This is a genomic window from Streptomyces sp. NRRL F-525 (assembly GCF_000716605.1).
Classification (GTDB): domain Bacteria; phylum Actinomycetota; class Actinomycetes; order Streptomycetales; family Streptomycetaceae; genus Streptomyces.
On sequence record NZ_JNXE01000007.1, the window covers coordinates 53,178 to 75,791 of the forward strand.

The 22,614-nt window shown below is 70.7% G+C and carries 21 protein-coding genes; 15 read left to right on the forward strand and 6 right to left on the reverse strand.

From position 1 onward, the window contains the following. Nucleotides 1-7 precede the first annotated feature (7 nt). Nucleotides 8-862 (reverse strand): patatin-like phospholipase family protein, encoded by an 855-nt coding sequence (locus OO69_RS12575; RefSeq protein ID WP_033280639.1) that lies wholly within the window; start codon nt 860-862, stop codon nt 8-10. 109 nt (nt 863-971) lie between these two features. Further along, entirely contained in the window at nt 972-1,805 is an 834-nt protein-coding gene (locus tag OO69_RS12580) for a PIG-L family deacetylase (protein WP_033280640.1), read from the reverse strand. A gap of 289 nt (nt 1,806-2,094) precedes the next feature. On the opposite strand from OO69_RS12580, the gene OO69_RS12585 reads away from it, so the two are divergent. Continuing rightward, on the forward strand, nt 2,095-2,757 hold the full coding sequence (locus OO69_RS12585; RefSeq protein WP_234444421.1) for an HAD family hydrolase: 663 nt from the start codon (nt 2,095-2,097) through the stop codon (nt 2,755-2,757). Between the two features lie 78 nt (nt 2,758-2,835). Here the strand turns inward: OO69_RS12585 and OO69_RS12590 are convergent, their stop codons facing one another. Then, on the reverse strand, nt 2,836-3,405 hold the full coding sequence (locus tag OO69_RS12590) for an NUDIX domain-containing protein (RefSeq protein ID WP_051800962.1): 570 nt from the start codon (nt 3,403-3,405) through the stop codon (nt 2,836-2,838). A gap of 151 nt (nt 3,406-3,556) precedes the next feature. On the opposite strand from OO69_RS12590, the gene OO69_RS12595 reads away from it, so the two are divergent. Beyond that, nucleotides 3,557-4,516: a DUF4232 domain-containing protein gene (locus OO69_RS12595; RefSeq protein WP_033280642.1), complete on the forward strand. Its 960-nt coding sequence runs from the start codon at nt 3,557-3,559 to the stop codon at nt 4,514-4,516. 102 nt (nt 4,517-4,618) lie between these two features. On the opposite strand, the gene OO69_RS12600 is transcribed toward OO69_RS12595, so the two are convergent. Next, nucleotides 4,619-5,536, reverse strand: coding sequence for a helix-turn-helix transcriptional regulator (locus OO69_RS12600; RefSeq protein WP_051800963.1), 918 nt, complete (start codon nt 5,534-5,536; stop codon nt 4,619-4,621). 185 nt (nt 5,537-5,721) lie between these two features. On the opposite strand from OO69_RS12600, the gene OO69_RS12605 reads away from it, so the two are divergent. The 11 genes from OO69_RS12605 (at nt 5,722) to OO69_RS12650 (ending at nt 18,452) form a co-directional block, all read left to right on the forward strand. Further along, a complete protein-coding gene (locus OO69_RS12605) occupies nt 5,722-6,702 on the forward strand; it encodes an aldo/keto reductase (protein ID WP_033280643.1) in 981 nt (326 codons plus the stop codon). Between the two features lie 108 nt (nt 6,703-6,810). Then, nucleotides 6,811-8,826 carry an APC family permease gene (locus OO69_RS12610; protein ID WP_078652401.1) on the forward strand — a complete coding sequence of 672 codons (2,016 nt, stop codon included), beginning with the start codon at nt 6,811-6,813 and terminating at the stop codon, nt 8,824-8,826. A gap of 54 nt (nt 8,827-8,880) precedes the next feature. Further along, entirely contained in the window at nt 8,881-9,087 is a 207-nt protein-coding gene (locus OO69_RS51910) for a hypothetical protein (RefSeq protein ID WP_158713378.1), read from the forward strand. Between the two features lie 189 nt (nt 9,088-9,276). Continuing rightward, nucleotides 9,277-10,866 (forward strand): beta-ketoacyl-ACP synthase 3, encoded by a 1,590-nt coding sequence (locus tag OO69_RS53840; RefSeq protein ID WP_063744433.1) that lies wholly within the window; start codon nt 9,277-9,279, stop codon nt 10,864-10,866. A gap of 143 nt (nt 10,867-11,009) precedes the next feature. Next, the gene (locus OO69_RS12620) at nt 11,010-11,807 is read left to right on the forward strand and encodes an SDR family NAD(P)-dependent oxidoreductase (protein ID WP_051800981.1); all 798 of its coding nucleotides are present in this window, start codon (nt 11,010-11,012) and stop codon (nt 11,805-11,807) included. Between the two features lie 52 nt (nt 11,808-11,859). Continuing rightward, on the forward strand, nt 11,860-12,636 hold the full coding sequence (locus OO69_RS12625; protein ID WP_033280644.1) for an AfsA-related hotdog domain-containing protein: 777 nt from the start codon (nt 11,860-11,862) through the stop codon (nt 12,634-12,636). Continuing rightward, nucleotides 12,633-14,504 carry an acyl-CoA dehydrogenase gene (locus OO69_RS53525; protein WP_051800964.1) on the forward strand — a complete coding sequence of 624 codons (1,872 nt, stop codon included), beginning with the start codon at nt 12,633-12,635 and terminating at the stop codon, nt 14,502-14,504. Before OO69_RS12625 ends, OO69_RS53525 begins: the two co-directional genes overlap by 4 nt. Beyond that, complete coding sequence (locus OO69_RS12635) at nt 14,501-15,574, forward strand: beta-ketoacyl-ACP synthase III (RefSeq protein ID WP_234444423.1); 1,074 nt, start codon at nt 14,501-14,503, stop codon at nt 15,572-15,574. Before OO69_RS53525 ends, OO69_RS12635 begins: the two co-directional genes overlap by 4 nt. Continuing rightward, on the forward strand, nt 15,547-15,786 hold the full coding sequence (locus OO69_RS12640) for an acyl carrier protein (protein ID WP_033280645.1): 240 nt from the start codon (nt 15,547-15,549) through the stop codon (nt 15,784-15,786). Before OO69_RS12635 ends, OO69_RS12640 begins: the two co-directional genes overlap by 28 nt. Further along, entirely contained in the window at nt 15,783-17,018 is a 1,236-nt protein-coding gene (locus OO69_RS12645; RefSeq protein WP_033280646.1) for a beta-ketoacyl-[acyl-carrier-protein] synthase family protein, read from the forward strand. Before OO69_RS12640 ends, OO69_RS12645 begins: the two co-directional genes overlap by 4 nt. Before the next feature lie 183 nt (nt 17,019-17,201). Continuing rightward, nucleotides 17,202-18,452, forward strand: a complete 1,251-nt coding sequence (locus OO69_RS12650; RefSeq protein ID WP_033280647.1) for a tetratricopeptide repeat protein — start codon at nt 17,202-17,204, stop codon at nt 18,450-18,452. Nucleotides 18,453-18,486: 34 nt separating this feature from the next. Here the strand turns inward: OO69_RS12650 and OO69_RS12655 are convergent, their stop codons facing one another. Beyond that, on the reverse strand, nt 18,487-19,587 hold the full coding sequence (locus OO69_RS12655; protein WP_033280648.1) for a hypothetical protein: 1,101 nt from the start codon (nt 19,585-19,587) through the stop codon (nt 18,487-18,489). A 159-nt stretch (nt 19,588-19,746) separates the two neighbouring features. Between OO69_RS12655 and OO69_RS12660 the strand changes: the two genes are divergently transcribed. Continuing rightward, entirely contained in the window at nt 19,747-20,871 is a 1,125-nt protein-coding gene (locus OO69_RS12660) for an NAD(P)/FAD-dependent oxidoreductase (protein WP_078652405.1), read from the forward strand. A gap of 343 nt (nt 20,872-21,214) precedes the next feature. Next, nucleotides 21,215-22,213, forward strand: coding sequence for a L,D-transpeptidase (locus OO69_RS12665; protein WP_033280649.1), 999 nt, complete (start codon nt 21,215-21,217; stop codon nt 22,211-22,213). Nucleotides 22,214-22,253: 40 nt separating this feature from the next. Here the strand turns inward: OO69_RS12665 and OO69_RS12670 are convergent, their stop codons facing one another. Further along, nucleotides 22,254-22,541, reverse strand: coding sequence for a DUF6355 family natural product biosynthesis protein (locus tag OO69_RS12670; RefSeq protein ID WP_033280650.1), 288 nt, complete (start codon nt 22,539-22,541; stop codon nt 22,254-22,256). Nucleotides 22,542-22,614 lie beyond the last annotated feature (73 nt).

Consider the following 22,614-nt stretch of genomic DNA (forward strand, 5'->3'; position numbering starts at 1 on the left):
GAGCGGTTCAGCCCTTCCAGAACGCGGCGACCTGCGCCGCGACGGTGCGTCCCAGCTCGCGACCGGCAAGGGCGGACGGCTTGCGTACGCCCGGGTCGAGCGGGTTGGTGCCGAAAGCGGCGACCGCGGCTTCGTCCGCGTAGATGACGTGCACGCGCGACGGCGCGAGGGCCTCGAGTTCCGCGGGGTCGATCGAGTATCCCGCAGCGGTGCGCTCTGGCTGCGGGATGAGCACCAGAACGGGGTCGAAGCCGACGGCGAAGTCGGCGTTCGCCAGCGTGCGCACGCCTCCGTCGATGTAGAGGTGCCCTGCCAGCGGAACGACGGGCCAGATTCCCGGCACGGCCGAACTCGCCTCGACGGCGTCGACGAGCGAGACGCCCGATGTCCGGTCGAACACGATCGGAACCCCGGTGTCGGCATCCACCGCGGTGATGCGGAGGTCGCGGTCGCTCCAATTCATGCCGGGGAGCCGACCCTCGATGATGCTGCGGCGAACCGCGCGGTCGGCCGTCGTCGTGTTCTTGGCGATGGTGCCGATCCGGCGCCGTGCGTCGTCCGGCGAGGTCGCCTCGCTGTGTGCCGCGGCCATGGTCGCCATGAAAGTGTCGAAGTCGACTTCGACGTACACCTCATGGGTCGTCTCATGGACCTGGCGTTCGAACAGGTCGTCGAGCGGTGTGCCCGCGGAGATCTGAGCGGAGACGTTCGAGCCGGCCGACGTGCCGATCAGGGTTGTCGGCGCCCCGATGATGCGCGCGGCCGCCTCGGGCTCGACATCCTGGATGCCGAGCAGTACCCCCGTCTCCCACGCGATCCCCGCGAGACCTCCGCCGGCCAGAACCAGTGCGCCGTTCGTCATGCGCGGAGCCTATGTCGACCCCGCGCCGACGTTCAAGGAACTAAGGGGCAGCAGCGCGATCGGCGGAGGGTGTCGCACCGGAGCACGGCACCCTCCTGGTTCGCGTGGATCAGCGGAGTCCGGCGAAGAGGTCGTTCTCGGGTACGGGTGCGTCGGTGGTGTCCTGGACGCGTACGAAGGTCTCGACGCCCATCAGCTCGCCGAACCTCTCCTTGCCCATCTTGAGGAAGAAGATGTTGTCGCCCTGGCTGGCGTGCGCGGCCAGCGAGTCGAACTTCTGGCCGCTGAACGCGGTGGTGTCCACCCAGGTGGTGATCTCGTCGTCGGGGAGCCCCATCTTGGCCATCTCGGCGAGCTCGGCGGGGTCCGGCTCCGGCATCTCCGGATGGAACTCGCGGATGATCTCCCCGAACCGCCGCGTCGCCGAGCGGGGCATCGTCGTCCAGTACACCTTCGGCGTCAGCTCGGTCATCTCCACCGCCGCCATCGTGATGCGGTGGGCCTGGATGTGGTCGGGGTGGCCGTAGAAACCGTTCTCGTCGTACGTGACGACCACATCGGGCCGGTAGTGCTGCATGAGGTCCGCGAGCCGGGCCGCGCCTTCCTCCACCGGGGTCTGCCAGAAGGATCCGGGGGCGTCGTTGCTCGGCCAGCCCATCATTCCGGAGTCGGCGTAGTCCAGCATTTCCAGGTCGCTGATCTTCAGGACGTCACAGCTCGCCTCGAGTTCCTGACGACGCATCGCGGCGACGGATGCCGGGTCGTGGCCGGGATCGCCCGGCTTGACACCTCCCGGTCCGTCACCGCAAGCGCCGTCGGTACAGGTCACGAGCACCGTGCGGATGCCTTCCGCCGCGTACCGCGCGAGGATCCCTCCGGTGCTGGTGGCCTCGTCGTCGGGGTGGGCGTGCACTGCCATGATCGTCAAGGGCCGGTCAGTCATGAAAGATTCCTCCTGCAGAAATACGTCGTGGTCCATCTAAGTGCGCGGCGGTCACACCGCGATCCCGGGGCCCGGATCCCGGCGGGGCGGACGACCTTGCGGTCCCGTGTACCCCGCACTTACGGCGCCGGTCCCTCGCTCGATGCAACCCCGCCCGCCGGACCAACTGTTCCCGGTCCGGTCACTCGGCCTTCCGAGGCGAGGCGTCGGATGCGGTCAGCACCGTCGTACCCCTACCCGAGAGATCGCCTCGGCCAGGTGTTTCGTGTGGCGGTGGCATCCTTGGCCGGTGTACTCACCTGATCACGTCGGAGCTGTGTTCTTCGACGTCGACGGCACCTTGGTCCCGGGGACCAGTTCGTCGGTCTTCCTGGCCGGCTTTCTCGGTCATCGTGACGAGTTGGCCAAGGCCGAGGACGACTACGCCTCCGGCGCCTGGGACAACCGGCGAGTCTCCGAGCTGGACGCTGCGGGCTGGGCGGGCGTGCCGGTGGAGCAGATCCCTCGCTGGCTGGACGGGCTGCCGTTGGTCATGGGTATCGCGGAGACCGTGGCCTGGTGCCGACGGAACGGTCTGGTGCCGGTGCTGGCCACCTTGGCCTGGTCCCCGGTCGGCGGCTACTTGGCAGACCGCTTCGGGTTCCACTCGTTCAGCGGACCTCGGCTGGAGACTGCCGACGGCCGGTTCACGGGACGGGTGGCGCGCCACTTCGACGAGCACGACAAACGGGACTTCGCCCTCGCCCAGGCGCAAGAGTTGGGACTGACCCCTCGCTCGTGCGGAGCCGTCGGAGACAGCCGATCCGACCTGCCGCTGTTCTCGTCCGTCGGGTTGAGCGTGGCGTTCAACGCGTCGGCGGGCGCGCGGGCGTTGGCGACAGCCGCTGTGGACGGTGACGACCTGCGAAGCGTGCTTCCCGTCCTGAATCGCCTGGTCACAGCCGGTCGTTGATGACCGCAACGCGGACCGTCGCCTCGTAGATCCTCGTCCTCACCGGATCACCAGGGCCGACCGCTGCCACAAGGCAGGTCAGCCTCCAGTAGCGCGGTGGTGCTGGAAGAGTCCCAGGGCCGCCACCGACGCCGCGTCCTTGAACCGGCCTCCGGCGATCAACTGCCACACGTCCGCCTCGGAGAACCAGCGGCTGACCAAGCCGGCTTCCTCGTCGTCCAGGTCGGGTTCACCGGCGGTGAGATCGGTGGCGAGGACGACATGAAAGCCCTGGTCGCAGTATCCGTATGCCTCGTACAGGTGCCCCAGCGGAGTGAGCGTTCCGGCCGTCAGCCCTGTCTCCTCCGCGAGTTCACCGCGTGCCAGGGCGAGCGGGTCCGCATCCGGCCGGTCTTCCCATGTGCCCTGCGGAAACTCCCAGTAGCGCGCCCCGACCGGGTAGCGGTACTGCTCCACCAGATGGAAACCACCGTCTGCATAGGGAACGATCAACGAGAAGTCGGGCTTGTGCACCACGCCGTACAAGCCCTCCGCGCCGTCGTGGCGCAGCGTCCTGTCCTCGCGAACGGTCATCCAGCGGTTCTGGTAGACCACGGTTGAACTGGTTGCCGTGAGTTCGTGCTCTGGCAACGACGCGTCGGAGATCATGTTCTGAACGCTAGCCGATGTCGTGTCCGCGATGTCAGGGCAGCCGGAAATGCCCAACTGCCGCCGCCCCCACCGAACTTGTGACAGCCCTGTGACTGGAATTATGGCCTCCGTCACACGTGCGGGGTTCACGCGCTGATCAGATGACCGGATGCCCAGACCCGCCTCGCACCACCCGGCTCCCGCCCGCACCGCCCCCTACCTGTCGGCCCTCGCCGCGACCGCTCTGCTGCTCACCGCCTGCGGGACGGAGCGCGCCGACGTCGGCAACACCGGTGTCGGCACGGCCGAGTCGACATCCCGTGCGCAGGTCGCCGATCCGGGGAAGGACGGCGTACGGGTCACCTCGCTGACCTTCCCTTCGCCTTCGCCCACGCCCACCAGCAGCCAGTCCGTCGCCGCCGACGGCCTCGCCACGGACTCGGGGATCGTCGCCGCCTACGAAGTCGTCAACAAGACCACGGAAACCCTGACCTACTCGGTCGTCATCACCTTCATGAGCGCCGACGGCGGGGCCATGGGCAACCAGACCGTGACCGTCCGGGACGTCGGCCCCGGAAAGACCGTACGGGGCACGGTCCGGGCCGGTGAACTGCCGCCCGGCACACCGCAGGTGACCCAGGCCAAGGTGCTCGAAGTGACCAAGGTCCCCTCGAGCGAGGCGCCGGCCGCGCCGGGTACCTGCCCCGCCTCCGGGATCCGGGTCAGCGCCGACCGGGGCGACGCGGCCATGGGTCTGCGCGTGGTGGGCCTGCACCTCGACAACTGCGGTACGCGCGACTACACCGTCGACGGTTACCCGGTGCTGGAACTCCTGGACGACGACCTCAAGCACGTCGACGGCGTCAAGATCCTGGACAGTACCGGCGCGGTCACCCCAGGCAGTGCGGACGACAAGCAGCAGCCCGGACCCGTCACGCTCAAGCCCGGCGAGTCGGCGACCGCCAGCCTGGTCTGGCGCAACACCACCGAGTTCGGCACACCGGTGAACGTGCCCTACGTACGGGTCCGGGCGAAGGCCGGTGCCGACCCGGTGATCGTGACCCCGAACCTCGACCTCGGCACCACCGGAAAGCTCGAGGTCACATCGTGGCAGGAGACGGAGAACTGAGGGAAGTGGCCGAGAGTCGGCGGCAGTTGCAGGAACTGGTCGCCGAGGTGTGCGAGGCGGCCCGCGCGGCCGGCTTCTGAAGTCGGAAGCAGGGGCGTGGTTTTAGGAGGCGGAGGGACCGGGCGGCCAGGGGATGGACATGGGACTCGTCGCCGAACCGGAGGCGTCGTCCTCGGCGCCGCTCGCGGCCCAACTGGCCAGCAGGTTCAGGGCGTTGAGTGCGGGTGAGGCGGGTTCCGCGCTGTAGGCCATGATGGTCAGTCCGGTGTCGGCGGGCAGTTCCAACGCGTCGTAGTCCAGGGTGAGTTCACCGACGACGGGGTGGCGGAGGCGTTTGGTGCCGCCACGGTGCAGGTGGACGTTGTGGGTGGCCCAGCGGGTGCGGAACAGGTCGCTCCGGGTGGAGAGTTCGCCGACCAGGTCGGTCAGGGCCCTGTCGTGGGGGTCGCGTCCGGCCTCGGCGCGCAGGATCGCGACGGTGCCGGCGGCCATGCGTTCCCAGTCCGGGTAGTAGTCGCCCGCCGCGGGGTCGAGGAACATGAAGCGGGCCACGTTCGGCGGTCGGCCCGGCGTCGCGAGGATCGGGCTGATGAGGGCGCTGCCGAGGCGGTTGGTGGCCAGGATGTCCAGGCGGCGGTTGCGGACGTAGGCCGGGGTCGTGGACATGGAGTCCAGGACGCGCTGGATGCTCGGGCGGACGTGGGGTCTCGGGGTGCGCGCGGGCGTCCGTGTGCCGGTGCCGGCGGCGTGGGCCAGGGCGAACAGGTGGGCGCGCTCGGCCTCGTCGAGACGGAGGGCGCGGGAGAGGGCCTCCAGGACGCTGTCGGAGACGCCGCCGGCGTTGCCGCGCTCCAGCTTGATGTAGTAGTCGGCGCTGACACCGGCCAGCAGCGCGACCTCCTCGCGCCGCAGACCGGTCACCCGGCGATTTCCGCCGTGGACGGGCAGACCGGCCTGCCCGGGGGTGATTCCGGCGCGCCGGGAGGTGAGGAAGTCGCGGAACTCGGAGCGGGCGTCCATACCCGCAACGGTACGTCCGTCTCCGCGCGCGTGAGAGGCCCTGGCAATACCTGTAACGGCAGGAATCCCCTGGTGGGAGGCCATGTGCGGCGATACGTGCCACGGTGGGGAAGTGAAGGCGACACCCTTCTGGAACACCCGCACAGGCACGTCGCACAAGCCCCCGCACCGAGGTGGAGCAAGCCATGGAATACACGCGACTGGGAACGTCAGGGCTCAAGGTCAGCCGTATCGCCCTGGGCGGCATGAGCTTCGGCGACCCCTCCAGGAGAACGACCTGGGCGCTCGACGACACCGCCGCCGAGCCGGTCTTCCGCCAGGCCGTCGAACTCGGCATCACGTTCTGGGACACCGCGAACATCTACGGCATGGGCACCTCGGAGGAGATCGTCGGACGGGCCACGCGCAAGTACACCCGGCGCGAGGACGTGGTCCTGGCCACCAAGCTGTGGGCGCCGATGCACGAGGGCCCGGGCGGATCCGGCCTGTCCCGCAAGGCCGTCATGGAACAGATCGACGCCTCGCTACGACGTCTGGGCACCGACTACGTCGACCTCTACCAGATCCACCGCTTCGACCCGGAGACCCCGGTCGAGGAGACGATGCAGGCGCTGCACGACGTGGTCAAGGCGGGCAAGGCCCGCTACCTCGGCGCCTCGTCGATGTGGGCCTGGCAGTTCGCCAAGATGCAGCACGCCGCGCGGACCAACGGCTGGACCCGCTTCGTCTCCATGCAGGACCAGTACAGCCTGATCCACCGCGAGGAGGAACGCGAGATGTTCGGCCTCCTCGCCGACCAGGGCGTCGGCAGCATCCCGTGGAGCCCCCTGGCCGGCGGACTGGTCACCCGCCCCTGGGGCGAACGCGCCACACCGCGCGCGGAACTCAACCGCACGGTCGACCAGCAGAACCGCCCGATCTTCCTCGACAGCGACCGGGCCGTCGTCGAGGCCGTCCAGCGCATCGCCTCGGCCCGCGGTGTGTCGATGGCGCAGATCGCGATGGCCTGGGTCCTGAAGAACCTGGTGGTCTCCGCCCCGATCGTGGGCGCGACCAAGCCGCACCATCTCGCGGACGCCGCCGCCGCGCTCGACATCGAGCTCACGGCCGAGGAGATCGACTCCCTCGAGGAGCCGTACATCACCCGCCGGCCCACGTTCTTCTGACGGAACGTTCGCTGTCGTGAGGCCACCGTCCGCCCGCCCGGGTGCAGTTCACGCACCCCACGGGTGATCCTCACCGGCCGCCGTCACGAGTCCGGGTGTGATGGCCCCATGACCGACCCCGCCACACCCGCACCGGACGCGTCCGACAACTCCCCGTTGCCCCAGCCGCCCCCCGAGTACCTTCCCGAGCCCCTCTCCTACCGTCTCAAGCGCTGGCTGCTCGGGCCGCCGTTGGTCACCGGGCGCATCCAGCGGGAGAAGCTCGACAACCGGACGGCGCTCGGGGTGCTCGCCTCGGACTGCGTCAGTTCGTCGGCGTACGGCAGTGAGGAGATGCTGCGGGTCCTGGTGCCCGTGGTCGGGGTCGCCGCCTTCACGCTGCTCATGCCGGTGACGGGCGCGATCCTGCTGATCCTGGTGCTGCTGACGCTCTGTTACAGCGACGTCGTCACGATCTACACGCGGGCCGGCGGCTCCTACGTCGTCGCACGCGAGAACTTCGGCCCCGACATCGCCCAGGTCGCCGCCGTGGCCCTGCTCGTCGACTACGTCGTCACGGTTGCCGTCCAGGTCTCGGCGGGCACGAACGCGCTCATCTCGCTCGCCCACCTCGTCGGCAACGGCTGGACCGGCCTCGACCACCTCCAACTCCCGGTCAGCGTAGGGGTGGTGCTGATTCTGGTGTACGGCAATCTGCGCGGCCTGCGCGAGGCGGGGCGGGTGTTCGCGGTGCCCGCCTACCTGTTCATGGCCGCGGTCGGACTGATGCTCGCCGTGGGCCTGGTCCGCTGGGGCTTCGGGGATCTGCCGCACGCCGACGTCCACGCGCAAGGTGTCGTGCCGCTCGGTACGCCGGGGGACGGGTGGCTGTACGGGGCGTCGCTGTTCATGGTGCTGCGCGCCTTCGCGAACGGCGGCTCCTCGCTCACCGGCCTGGAGGCGATCTCCAACGGCATCTCCGTCTTCCGCGAACCGCAGGGCCGCAACGCCCGCCGCACCCTCGTCACCATGAGCTGCGTCCTGGGCGTCCTTGTGCTCGGCGTCTCCGGTCTCGCCCACCTCACCCACGCCGTCCCGTACACCGACGGCACGCCGACCGTGATCGCGCAGGAGGCCCGACTCGTCTTCGGCAGCGGTGTGTTCGGCACGGTGGGGCTGGTGTTCGTCCAGCTCGCCACCGCGCTGATCCTCTACACCGGAGCGAACACGCCCTTCACGGGCTTTCCCTACCTGGCCAGTTTCGTCGCCGAAGACCGTTTCCTGCCACGGCAGTTGACCCGGCGCGGACACCGACTGGCCTTCTCCAACGGCATCATCACCCTCGCCGTCGTCGCCCTCGCGCTGCTGCTGGTGACCGACGCCAACGTGGACCGGCTCGTCGCGCTGTACGCCATCGGGGTGTTCACCGCGTTCACCATGGCGGGCGCCGGCCTGACCGTCCACCACGCACGCCGTCGTGAACCCGGCCGAGGATGGAAGATCGCGGTGAACGCGACGGCGGCGGTCGTCTCGGCGCTCGTCGTGCTCATCTTCGCGGTCACCAAGTTCACCGAGGGCGCCTGGCTGGTCGTCGTGGTCTTCCCGCTGGGGGTGTGGGCCCTGATCCGCATCAACCGTGAGTACCGCGCGGAGGCCGCCGAGGTGGAGTCGCTCCCGCCCGCCGGCCAGAGCGACCGGCCGCGTCGGCGCCGCCACGTCGTGTGCGTCCTCGTCGACGCGGTGGACCCGGCCGTCTTCCACGCGCTGCGCTACGCCCACGAGTTGAGGCCCGACGAGGTGCGGGCCGTACACATCGCCGTCGACGCGGTGCGCGCCCGCCACCTGGTGGCGCGCTGGGAGGCCGTAGGAGCCACGGACGTCCCGCTGGAGCTTGTCGATTGCCCCGACCGCCGATTGGAGCGGGCCCTGACCGAACTCGCCGCCCGCGAGACGACCGACGGCCGCACCGCGCTCACGCTGCTCATCGCCCGTCGCACCTACACCACCGTGCTCGGCCGCCTCCTGCACGGCGGCACCTCCGAACGCATCGCCCGCGCCCTGGAGGATCTGCCGTCCGTGGTGGTGACGATCCTGCCGTACAGCGTGGTGGTGGGTGCCCTTGAGGACCGTGCCCAACGCCGATGACCTGCGGCCCGTCGCGCACGGTCCGGACATGCTGCCCGGTTCCTGACCAAGGCGATGAACCTGCTGCTCGGGAATTTCGGCATTCCGGCGCGCATGCCCGAATTCCCTGAATGCCGCCGTGACAGGCGCTCGCTGATGGGCAACAGCCCATGCCTCGCGGCGAGTTCGGCACCGAAATCGACACTAGAGGTTTTCGGGGTTCACGCAAGCCGGATTCAACACGCTCAACATTTCGATGTGTTGGCCGGCATCCCGTGGTGAATCGGCGTGGATCAGCGTGAATTGGGGTGTTCGGAATCGCGGGGGGTGTAAACCGAATTCCGCGAGTGCTTCGACGCCTTCCTTCGCGCCCTGATGGACGACGTACCCGGCGGGCAATCTGGCGGAAGCCGACCGTTCGTACGGAAACCGGCCAACTCGCCATCAGCGCCCGCCATTTGGAGGTACACGGTGTCCCCAGCGCCGAGCATCGGCGTCCTCGCCACCGGCACGTGCTTACCCGAGCGCGTCCTGACCAACGACGAGGTCGCCGAGGCGGCCGGCGTCGACCCCGACTGGATCGTCCAGCGGACCGGCGTACTGCGCAGGCACATCGCGGAGCCCGGACAGGCGGCCTCCGATCTCGCCGCCGAAGCCGTGCGGAAGGCGCTCACCGCGGCCGGTCTCCCGGCCTCCGCGCTCGGGCTGCTCGTCCTCGCCACCTCCACCCCCGACGAGTTGGGGCCGTCGACCGCGTGCCGGGTCCAGGCCCTGGTGGGCGCGGACCGGGCGGTCGCCTTCGACGTGGCGGCGGCCTGCTCCGGCTGGCTGTTCGCCGCCCGGGTCGCCCACGACTGGCTCCGTGCCGGCACCGGCGAACGGTATGCCGCCGTGGTCGGTGTCGAGGTCTACTCCCGTTTCGTCGACCCGGCCGACCGCGCCACGGCGGTGCTGTTCGCCGACGGCGCGGCGGCGACGATCCTCGGGCCCGTCCAGGGCGGCAAGGGGTTCGCCCCGATCCGGCTGGGGTCGGACGGTACCGCGGCGGGCGACGTCCTCATCCCGGCCGGCGGCAGCCGACTGCCCGCCTCCCCGCAGACCCTCGCCGACCGACGCCACAAGGTCCACATGGACGGCAAGGCCGTACGGGACTTCATCCTGCGGATCTTCCCGAAGCTCCTCGGCGACGCCCTGCACCGCAACGGCCTGGGCCTGACGGACATCGACCTGCTGATCTCCCACCAGCCCAACCCCCTCCTCCTACGCCGCGCAGCGGCCGACGCCGGAGTACCCGAGGACCGGGTGGTGATCATCGGCCACGAGGTCGGCAACATCGGCGCGGCCTCCATCCCGTACGCCCTGGCGAGCGCGGACCACGACGGTCGACTGTGGGCTGGTAGCCGGGTACTCGTCACCGCGTTCGGCGCGGGTCTGACCTGGGGGAGCACGGTCCTGACCTGGACCAGGGCCCAGAGGCACGGGGTCGTCCCAGCGCCCCGCGCTGAAGCTCCCCGTACCGGAGCGCCTCCCGCTGAAGCGCCCTCTGCTGGAGCGCCTCCCGCTGAAGCGCCCCGAACCGAAGCGGCTCGCACGGAAGCGCCCCGGATCGAGGCCCCCCGCGGTGACGCAACCCGGGTCGAAGTGCCCCGTGCCGAGGTATCCGGCGGCGTAGTGCCCCGTGCGGAAGTGCCCCGGGCCGAGGTATCCGGCGGTGAAGTGCCCCGTGTCGAAGTGCCCCGCGCCGAGGCATCCAGCGGCGTAGTGCCCCGTGCGGAAGTGCCCCGTGCCGAGGCATCCAGCGGTGAAGTGCCCCGCGTCGGAGCACCCCGTGCCGAGATGCTTTGGGCGGAAGCACCCCGGTCCAAGACATCCAGCGCTGACGCACCCCGCGTTGAAGCACCCCGCGCCGAGGTGACTTACAGCGAAGCGCCCCGGACCGAGGCGTCCCGCGGTGAAGCACCCCGCGTCGAAGCACCCCGCACCGATACCCCCGGCGCCGAAACCCCCCGCACCAAAGCCCCTCGCACCGCGATCCCCCGCACCGAAGGAGCCCAGTTGTGACCGAGACCCTCTCGTCCGCCGTCACCGAATCCACCGACGCAGCCCCCACCCCCACCCCCACCGCCACCGAGCCCGCAACCCCCGTCGACCCCGCCGCCCTAGGCCCCCTCGCCTCCCTCTTCCGTCTCGACGGCGCCCGCGTCCTGGTGACCGGCGCCTCCCGTGGCATCGGCCGTGCCATCGCGGTCGCCTGCGCCGAGGCCGGGGCGGATGTCGCGCTCGCGGCGCGCAGCGACGGCGCGCTGCACGACGCCGAGCAGGAGGTGCGCAAGCTCGGGCGGCAGGCGGTGATCACGTGCGGTGACCTCGCCGACTCCGGGACGGCCGCGCGCCTCGTCGACGAGGCGGCCGCGGGGCTGGGCGGACTCGACATCCTCATCCACAACGCCGGCGTGTTCCCGGCCGACGACACCGGCACCTCGTACCTGGTCCCCTTCGCCGAGAGCAGTTCCGCCGAGTGGGACCCACTGCTCGCCGTCAACATCGGCGCCACCGTCGACCTGTGCCGCGCCGCGCACCCCCACCTGGCGGCCTCCCCGAACGCGGCCGTCGTCCTGGTGTCGTCCGTGGCCGGGCTCATCGCCACGCCGGCAATGGAGGCGTACGCCGTCACCAAGGCCGCCCAACTCTCCCTGATGCGCTCGCTGTCCGTCGGCTGGGCCCGGCAGGGCATCCGGGTCAACGCCCTGTGCCCCGGCTGGGTGCGCACCGACATGACCGGGCCGATGCAGCAGCACGCACCCCTGTCGGACTGGCTCATGAGCCATGTACCGCAAGGCCGTTGGCTGACGCCCACGGAGGTCGCCGCCGCCGCGCTCTTCCTGGCCGCGCCCGCCGCCTCGTCCGTCACCGGACACGCCCTGGTCTGCGACGGCGGGGTGTCCGTCCCCGACGGCGGCCTCGCCGGCATCCCCAAGCCCGCCTCGCCCTTCGCCGCCTGACCCCGTACGCGCCCCGTCCCGGGACCCCCAACCGCGAGAGCAGGAACGACAGATGACGGACAATCAGTCACCCACGTCGGAGACGAACGACGACGAGTCCCTCCACCAGTGGGTGGTGGGGGAGTCCTTCCAGCACGCCAGTGTCCAGCCGGACTTCACCACCGCGGCCCAACTCCGCGACCGCCTGCGCCGCCAACCCCCCGACCAGAACAGTCCGTTACGCATCCGCCCCGGACTCGGTGTCGATGACACCGAATGGAACGACCTCACCTCCGAGCTCCTCAAGGCCTACGGCGCGGCCGTCCTCCCCGAGGGCCGCCCGCCGACCGCCGTGCCCCGGCACAGCGTCCTCAAGCACAGCCGCGACAACGTCCTCATCGGCGACGCCCACGTCGAAGGCGACGCGTTCCAGGCGCAGTTGGCCGTCGTCAACGACACCGAGATGCTCAGGGACCACACCGCCGACCAGCAGCACGTACCCGGCATGCTCCTCATCGAGGCGTCGATCCAACTCGTCACCTGGGCGGTGTCGGAGATCTGGCTCCCACCGGCCGGTCATCCCCCCTACTACGCCGTGATGCACGCCAGCGCCTTCGAGTTCAGCCGGTTCGTGTTCCCGCTGCCCACCCTCCTCACGGGCACGTTCACCCGCACCGGCCCGGCCGAGGACGACAAGATCCCCCTGAGCGCGGAGGTGCGGGTCCAACAGGCCGGCCAGGACTGCAGCCGGGTCCGCATCGACCTGCACGCCTTCCGCCCCGCCCTCGTCTTCGCCATCGAGGACGGCCAGGCCCGGCGCACCCTGCTGCGCGCCGCCCCCGCCGCATGACCACCGACCAGGCGGCCACCGAGACCGCCCACCCGCTCCGGCAACTCCTCCACGGCGACGCCGGGTTAGCCGTCGACGCACTCGACGGCCTGCTCGACACCCCGCCGTTCAAACGGTCCGCGCCACCCTGCGGCCCCGAACGCCACACCCGGACCTACGACCGGCTGCGCGCCCTGGGGGAGTGGGTGGGCGGAGCCAACGCGCTGCAGCACGACCCGGCCCGCCTCCTCGCCGTACTGGAATGGTCCGCCACCGTCGACCCGCCCCTCTTCCTCGCCGGCACCGTGCAGTACGCGGTGTGCGTCGCGGCCATGACCGAACTCGGCAGGCCAGGCCCCTACTTGGACCCGCTGATAGACGAGGTCGACCGGCACGAGACCTTCGGCTCCATCATGATCACCGAGGTCGGCCGCGGCAACAGCCACCTCGCCACCCGCACCGAGGCCCGATTCGACCCCGCCACAAGGGAGTTCACCCTACGGACCCCCGACCCCACCGCGGCCAAGTTCATGTCCCACGTCGCCGGCACCGGCCGCGCCCACATGGCCATCGTCTACGCCCGCCTCCTCCTCGCCGGCCAGGACCGCGGGGTGTTCCCCTTCGCGGTCCGCGTCCGCGACGCCGACCGCATCACGGACGGCATCCACATCACCGAACTCCCCGAAACCACCTCGGTCCCGCTGAACTACGCCCTCGTCACCTTCGACAACACCCGTGTCCCCTACGACGGTTGGCTCCGCGACGACGCCTCCATCGCGCCCGACGGCGAGTTCACCGACCCCCTCGGCGACCAGGACCGACGCCTGGTCCGCTCCCTCTCGGTCTCCTCCAACGCCTCCACCGGCGCGGCGGCCGCCCTCACCGCCGCCGCCCGCGCCGCCGTCACCATCGGCCTCCGCCACAGCCAACGCCGCCCGACCATGGGCCGGTTGCGCACCGACCTCCCCGTCCTGGACTACCGCACCCAGCAGGACGCCCTCTACGGCGTCCTCGCCGAGGTGTACGCGTGCAGCTTCCTCGTCGCCCGGATCAAGGCACAGTACGTACGACAGCGCAGCGCTCCCATGGACCTCTCCACGGCACATCGCCCGGTGTGGGCGCCCTGGGCCTCGGTCAGCCGCGAACAGGCCCTGACCAAGGTGGCCGCGACCCGCATCCTGCAGAACGCGGCCGGAGTCTGCCGCGAACGGGCCGGTGCCCAGGGCCTGTTGACCGTCAACCGGCTCCTCGAGTACGAGGGCCTGGCGCAGGTGTACCAGGCCGCCGCCGGCGACAACCTCCTCATCCGGCTGGACGCGGGAAAGCAGCTCGTGGAGGACCTCACGCACACCGTCCCGGCTCCGGCGGAGGTGGGTGAACTGATAACCCCTGGTGGGGCGTTGGCCTTGGCGCTTCTTCGCGAGCGCGGCCTCCTCACCGAACTGCGCGGCCGGGTCGAAGGCGTCCCCGTGGAGGAGAAGACCGCCTTCGAGATCTGGAACCCCCTGCTCCCCGACCTCGTCACACTCGCCGACGCCCACCAACAGCGCCTGCTGCTGGAGGCGTTCGCGGCGGCGGTCGCCGAGGCCGAGTCCACCCCCACCGGCACCGACCAGGCATCCCACCTTCCGGCGCTGCACGCCCTCCACGCGCTGTACGCCATGAAGTCACTGGAACAGACGCTGAGTTGGCACCTGGAGAGCGGATCGCTCACCTCCTCGGACGCCCTCCGCGTGCACAGGGAATGCGACCGCGCCCTGGACGCCGTACACCCTCAGCTCGCCGTCCTGCTGGACGGATGCGCGCCGCCCGACGCGCGCTTGAGGGCTCCGATGGCCGAACAGGACGTCGTGGCGGCCCTGTTCGCGAGCGGCGGGCCGACGACGTGAGCGCCATAACCGCGGTGATCACCGGGCTGGGGGCGGCCCTGCCACCCGACCGGATCACCAACGAGCAACTCGTGCGCGAAGGCCTGGACACCTCGGACGCGTGGATCCGCGGCCGCACCGGAATCGAGAGCCGCCATCGCGTCCGTCCGGGCACCTCGACCGGCGATCTGGCGGTGGCCGCCGCCCGTGGCGCACTGGAGTCCGCCGGGGCGCACGACGCCGGTCTGCTGATCCTGGCGACCACCACACCCGACCGCCGATGCCCGGCCACCGCACCGGAGTTGGCCGCCCGGCTCGGTATGACCGGCATCCCGGCGTTCGACCTCGCGGCCGTCTGCTCGGGCTTCGTCTACGCGGCCGCCGTCGCCTCGGCGCTGCTCATGGCGGGCGCGTACGACAGCGTGCTGCTCGTCGCGGCCGAGACGTACTCGACGATCGTGGACCCGCGCGACCGGGAGACCGCCGTCATCTTCGGCGACGGCGCGGGCGCCGCGTACCTGACGCGAGGACAACGACGTGACCCCGGAGCCCTGGTCCACTTCGACCTCGGCAGCGACGGCACGGGCAGCGACCTCATCACGATCCCGGCGGGCGGCTCCCGTTCGCCGTACACCGACGAACTGCCACGCCAGGAGCGGTACTTCCGTATGCGCGGCCGGGAGGTGTACGCCCGGGCCGTGCGACAGATGGCCGCCTCCTCGCGGACGGTCCTCGACCGGGCCGGTTGGTCCACCGACTCCGTCGCCGCCTTCGTCGCGCACCAGGCCAACCAGCGCATCCTCGACTCCGTGGCCGACCGGCTGGGCATCCCGGCGGAGCGCTGTCACGGAAACCTGCGCGAGGTCGGCAACACCGCGGCGGCCTCCCTTCCCCTCGCCCTCGCCGACACCGCCGCCCGCGGCGCCGTACGGCCGGGCGCCCGCACCCTGCTCACCGCCTTCGGTGGTGGCCTGACCTGGGGCTCCATCGCCATGACATGGCCCGAGGCGAAACCCGTACGGCACACATCCCAACCCCGCCCCATACCCAAGGAGTTCGACTCATGTCTGCCGTCTACGACCACCTCGTGACCACCCTGAGCGGCAAGTTCGAGGTACCCGCCGTCCTCGTCCGCCCGGACATCTCCTACGACGAGCTCGGCCTCGACTCCCTCGCCGTGATGGAGCTGTTCCTGACCCTCCAGGAGGAGTGGGCGGTGCCGCTGGAGGACTCCGAGGCGGTGGGCACCCTCACCGTGCGGGAGACCGTCGACCTGATCGAGAAGCTCAAGGCGGAGTCGTGACAGCTGCCGGCGGCAGGCCGGACGTGGTGGTGACCGGGATCGGCCTGGTCACCCCGGCGGGCATCGGGCGCGAACGGACCTGGGAACGTGTCTGCTCGGGTCGCCCCACGGCCACGGACGACCCGGAACTGGAAGGGCTGCCGGTTGGCTTCTCCTGCCGCGTTCCCGCCTTCGACCCGGCCGCCCTGGTGCCGGGAGTGCCGCACTGGCGCGTCGACCGCTACACGCTCCTCGCCCTCGCGGCGGCCCGGGAGGCGGTCGCCGACGCCGGGCTGGCGCCGGAGACCTGGGACGGCGACCGGGTCGCCGTGGTCATGGGCTCGGCCGCCGGCGGTATCGCGACCCTCGAAGCCCAGCAGGACCGGTTACGGGAACGGGGGCCGGGCCTGGTCTCCCCGCTCACGCTGCCCATGTTCCTGCCCAACATGGCGGCCGGCCACATAGCCGTCGACCTGAGCACCCGCGGGCCGAACATGCACGCCGGCACGGCCTGCGCCTCGGGTGCCACGGCGATCGGCATCGCCGTGGACCTGCTCCGCTCGGACGCCTGCGACATCGCGCTGGCGGGCGGCGCCGACGCCATGGTGACCCGGCTCTGTTCGGCGGCCTTCGCCCGCATGGGAGCCCTCTCCCGGCGTGCCGAGGACCCGGCAGCGGCCTCCCGCCCCTTCGACACGGACCGCGACGGTTTCGTCCTGGCCGAGGGCGCGGGAGTCCTCGTCCTCGAACGCGCCCCCGACGCCACCGCCCGCCGCGTCCGGCGCTACGCCACACTCGCGGGCCACGGCGCGTCCGCCGACGCCCACCACCAGACGGCACCCCACCCGCAGGGAGTCGGCGCTCAACTCGCTGTTCGCCGTGCCCTGTTGGACGCCGACGCGTCACCCGCAGACGTCGACCATGTCAACGCGCACGGGACCAGCACCCAGTTGAACGACCGGGTAGAAGGAGCGGTGATCGAACAGCTGCTGAGCGGCCGCCCCTCCGTCACCGCGACGAAGGGCGTCACCGGCCACACGATGGGCGCCGCCGGAGCGATCGAGGCCGCGCTCACCGCCATGACGGTTTTCCACGAGATCACGCCGCCCGTCGCCAACCTCCAACGCCCGCTCGGCGAGGACGACTTGGACCTGGTGAGCGACACGGCCAGAACCGGCAAGGTCTCCCTGGCCGTCAGCAACTCGTTCGGCTTCGGCGGCCAGAACGCTGTGCTGGCCTTCCGGCCGGCCTGAGCGGGCGGGTTCGGCGTAGTAGCGCATGTCGAACGGATCAATCACCGTGATCGTGCCCCTCGATGCTGGAAACGGTGGGTGGGGGAGTGGAGGAGAGAATAATGATCAATATCGTTTGGAGGGGCCGAGGCGCGGCGCGTTACCGCTGAACGGACGACCCGGCTCGCCCGACAGGAGACGCGGATGGCGCGAACGCGCATTCCCAACACCCGGCTGCGCGCGCTGATCGAGGAGACGGACTGGACCCAGGGCGGCCTCGCGCGGGCCGTGAACACGGTGGCGGCCGAGGCCGGGCTGGTCCTGAGATACGACCGGACCACGGTGGCCCACTGGCTGACGGGCAGTCATCCGATGCCACGCGTGCGGCCGTTCGTCTGTGAGGCACTCGGCCGGCGCTGCGGCCGTGTCGTCACGGCCGAGGAGGCGGGCTTCACGGGCCAAGGTGCCGTTGTCGCTGCCCAGTTGGCACCCGCGAACGCCAACGGCCTCGTCGGTCTGCTCCACCAGTTGACCGGCCCGGTTCCCTACCGGCCCGCGCGGACCCGCCCGGTGAGCGGGGCCCCGGGTACGGGCTCGGTGGTCGGGGTGGTGCGGACGCCGTACATGAGGAACCCGGCATCCCTGTTCTTCACCCGGACCCTTCAGGCGCAGGGTGGCGGATTCGCGCGGGGCACCCTGCGCACGTACTTGACCGAGGCGGTGGCTGGTCAACTGCGCGGAGTGCGGGGTGAGTTACGGCGGGAGCGATACGCCGAGGCATCGCAACTCGCCCTAGTCCTGGGCCGTATGTACGCGGACGACCTGCGCAACGGCGAGGCCCAGCGCTGCTACCTGGCGGCACGGGAACTGGCGATCACGGCCGGGAGCCGGGAGTTGACCGTGATCGCCCTGCGAACCCTGAGCGTGCAGGCGCACGGCCTGGGCCATCTGCGGATCGCCGACGAGGTGGCCCGCGCCGCCGTCGGAATCGCGCACGGAACACCTCGCGCCGTACGGGCCTTCGCCCAGGCCCAGTTGGCGGTGACGGCCGCGAGTTGTGGCGAGCGCGGGGACGCGTTGCGGGCGCTCTCCGAGGCCGAGAGCGGCGTAGACCTGGATGCGTCCGGGCGGCACCCGTTCGAGTGCTACGCCCGCGCCGACTTCGAATTCCAGCGGGGCGAGGCCCTGTTGGCGTTGCGTGAGCCCGCGGAGGCCATGCCCGCCTTCGAGTACGCGCTGGCAGCCCGCGCTTCGGACGATCGCCGGGGAGCCGCGCTGACCCGGTTACGCCTGGCGGACGTACTGCTGCGGCTGGGGCGTGTGGACGAGACGCGTTCCCTGGAAAGGGAGTTGAGGGAACACGGTGATGGTCTGCGGTCGGCGGCGGTCACGCGACGGAAGCTGGAATTGGGGCGGTCACTGCTGCGGTTCGGCGGAGGCCGGAGGGCTGTGTAGTGGGCGGCGGTCGGGAGGAGGTCCCGCCGTGCTGTCAGCGGGCCGGGGTGCGCCGTACCACCTCGCCCTTGCCGTTCGCCTCCAGTGAGGCCGTGCCGTCGAAGCCGGTCACCCGGACCAGGACGGTCAAGGAACCGGTGAGGCGCTCGGTGATGATCTGCCAGGTCTGCGGGGAGCTGATGCCGAGGGTGGATCTGGCCTCGTCGACCAGGGCGGGGAAGCGTTCGTAGGGGACGGAAGCCGGGTCGAAGCGCGAGGCCTGCGAGCCGGTGGGGGCGAACACGACCGACAGCAGCTGGTCTTGTACGACGACGGTGAGTGCCTGGCCGGTGTTCTTGCCCTTGGTCAACGAGTCGACGGCCCGGCGCAGTTCGCCCTTGTCGAGGAACGACCGGCCGGGGCCGAGGGAGACCGTGCCGGCCGCCGACGACACGACCGTGGTCGACGACGTGGAGGAGACGGAGGGTTGGGTGGAGGCGGGCGGCCGCGCGGAGGTGTCCTTGTCGAACAGGTCGGCGCGGAACAGCAGGATCACACCGGCCGCGGCGAGCAGCAGCGCGAGCAGCGTGACGAAGCCGACGGCACAGCCTTCGGAGGGCTCTTTCACCACGGCCGGACCGGGTGCCGCATCGAGGCGGGCGCCGGCCGCCCGCTCCTCCCACTCCGGTGTCGGCCGTTTCACGATCCGGACCTTCCACAGCCGGTCCGGCGGGTACTGGACCACGACGACCCCGCCCGGCCGGTAGTCGGGCAGGTCCGCGAGGTTGATGTGCTGCGTGAACTCGACGCGGTACGCCGGTATTTCGTCGTCCGGGGCGACCGTGACGTCGAAGCGGACCGCCACGTCGCTCGTCGCCTCGCCCCCGACGGCCTCCAGGGTCTCGATCTGCGCGAGTGCCGTGCGGGGCGGGATCGCCGCCTCCCGGGCGCGCCTCGGCACACCGGCGAGGAAGAAGAGCAGACCGTAGACCGCGGGGAGGACCACGCCCGTCACGCACAGCGGCACGCTCTCAATGACACAGCCGACGACGAAGGCGGCCAGCGACGCGCCGATCACCCCGCCCGTCAGAATGCCCCGGGCGAGAGCGACGGGAGTGCTGCGCGTGGGCGGCGGCGCGCCCTGGGTGATCGTCACACGGGGGATTGTGCCGGGCCCGGGTGATCGCCAGTAGGTACGGAAGGTATCGATACCGGCACGTACGCGGCACCGCCTCGTGCATAGTGCTCACTGCTCCCCATCTTGCATGCTGGGTAAGGGAGTTGAGTTCGACCGTGATCCGGGAAAGGGGCGCTCGTGAGGAGCGAGTCCGGGAAGCGGCCCCGACGGGTCGCCGTCGTCGGCGCGGGCATCCTCGGAGCCTGCGTGGGCTGGAACCTGGCCCGGCGGGGTGCCGAGGTGGTCCTCATCGACGCGGCCCGACCGGGCGAAGGCGTCACCAACTGGTCCTTCTCGTGGGTCAATGCCAGCAACAAGACAGTGAGCAGGTCCTACTTCGACCTGAACGTCGCGGGCATGGCGGCGCACCGTGAGCTCGCGGGGACGATCGGGGCGGACACCTGGTGGTACCCCACCGGCCATCTGCGCTGGGCGGACGATCCCGCTTCGGAGGCGAGGTTTCTGAAAACCGCTGAGCTGCTGGGCAGTTGGGGCTACCGGGTCGAGGTGTCCACGGGAGCCGAGGTGCGCCGCCGGCTCGAACCCGCTCTCGCGCTGCCCGACGAGGTTCCCGTCGTGCTCTACCCCGACGAGGCATGGGTGCACGGACGTAACCTCGTCGACCGCCTGGTCGGCCAAGTCGTCGCAGGAGGAGGGGAGTTGCGGTCCGGCACCGAGGTGCGTGACATCGGGACCGGTCCCGACGGGAGCGTCCGGACTGTCTCCCTGTCCGACGGCAGCCGCCTCGACGTGGACACCGTCGTGAACGCGGCGGGCCCGGGCGCCTCTCATGTCGCCGGGCTCGTCGCACGGCAGTTGCCGATGCGCAGGGAACCCGGCGTCGTCACCCGGATCGACTGTGCGCGGCTCCCGATCCACCGGGCCATGCACGCGCCGCACATCGAGATGCGTCCGGACGGAGACGCGTCGATGGTCCTCCACAGCCGTGAGACCGACGCGCTCATCGACACGGGCGAGGAACCGGCGCAACTTGCCCTGCTCCTCCACGAGTTGGCCCGCGACGTCGTTCCCGACCTCGCCGACTCCCGCATCGCACAGGCACGGGTGGCGCACCGGCCGATCCCGGCCGACGGTTTCCCCTCGGTGGGAGCGGTACCGTCCGTGCCGGGCTACTACGAGGCCGTCTCCCACAGCGGCATCACACTTGGGCCGGTGCTCGGCCGGCTGCTCGCGGCGGAGATCCTCGATGGAGAGAGGGATGCGTTGCTCGCGGACTTCCCGCCGGAGCGGTTCCCTCAGTGACAGGAGGGGCGGGCGCGTGCGATGCCGGCGGCGTGCGCCCGGTGCCGACGTGACTCGTCGTGGCGATCGTTTACGGCGTGCGACGGTTCGGGGGGGGGCGAACGCGAACCGGCGCTCGGGATCGGCATACCTCGGCCCTTTCGTGGTAGACGCCAGGGCGGCGGCAGAGATCGCGGTCGGGCGGGGTGCGGCGGCCGGGGGCGCCGGGCACTCGGCGTCATCGATCACTTGGTGCGTACTGAATCTTGAGACACGCTTTGCACGACGCGTGCAACTGAGGCCCCCTCTGTCGCTGTCTGACAATGAGTCGGGCCCGTCGGGGCCGAGGTCGAGGAGCTAGAGAGTGGGGCAAGTCGTGGGACGGCGCAAGGGCAGCATAGGGATCGCACTCGTCACGGGTGCGGTGCTGGTGGGGGCGACTGCCTGTGGCGGGGGTGGCAGCGACAAGGCGAGCGGGGACGACGCGAAGGCGTCGGGCAAGCCGAGCACGAGCGCCTCTCCGTCGCCGACGAAGCCCCTGGGCCCGCCGATGCTGCTGGACACGATCACCCCGCAGACGGGAACCACGGTCGGCGTGGCCATGCCGATCTCGGTGATCTTCACCAACCCGGTGTCGTCCAAGGCACGGGCCACGGTCGAGAAGCACATGAAGGTCAGCGCCTCGCAGTCGGTCGTCGGCGCCTGGCACTGGATGGGCGACAAGCGCGTCGACTGGCGCCCGAAGACGTACTGGCCCTCCGGCACGACGGTGAAGATCGACGCCGACATGAAGGGCGTCAGCAACGGCAACGGCCGCTACGGCGTGCACAGTTACACGCACACCTTCAAGATCGGCGACGACGTGCGCGCGGACGTCTCCGTCACCAACCACACCATGAAGGTGACCAAGAACGGCGCGGCGGTGCGCACCCTGTCGATCAACGCCGGCAGCGCCGAGTACCCGACGTGGGACGGCACGATGGCCGTCATCGACAAGCAGAAGAAGGTCCACATGACCTCCTGCAGCGTCGGCATCAGCTGCGACAAGGGCAGCCCCAACTACTACGACCTGACGCTGCCCTGGGACATCCACCTCACCCAGTCCGGCACCTACGTGCACTACTCGACCGGCGACCCGAACCCGGGCAGCGGCAGCGCCCGCGGCTCGCACGGCTGCGTCCACCTGTCCCTGTCGGACGCCGAGTGGTTCTACGGCCAGGTCAAGCAGGGCGACCCCATCACCATCACCGGATCGCCCCGCGGCAAGGCCCCGGCCGACAACGGCTACGCCGACTTCAACCTCGGCTGGGACCAGTGGCTCGCGGGCAGCGGCTCCGGCGAGGGGACGACCGCGGCGCTGTGACGCGCCGCGGTGACGCCACCGGGCAGCACGACGAGCGGTGTCAGCAGGTGCGCCCGGCGTAGTGGGCGCCCTGGATCTTGCGGGCGGAGCCCAGCCAGGTCGTACCGCGCGCGACGCACCGCTCGTAGTCGCGCGCCCGGGCGACCTCGACCTTGATGACGACCCGCGAACCGTCGGTCGTGCAGTGGCGGTAGAAGGCGTCGGACCCGGTCTCGTAGAAGCCGCAGGGGTTGGCCGCCGCGGGACTCGCGGCGGCCACCGCGCCGAGCGAGCTCAGCACGAGGGCGGCGGAACCGAGGGCGCTGATCACCGTACGACGAAAACGCAAAGGGACTCCTTGGTCAGGGAAGGGGCAGTCCTGGAAGGGCTGTCGCTGTCGAGCGGGCCGACAGCCGTCCCAG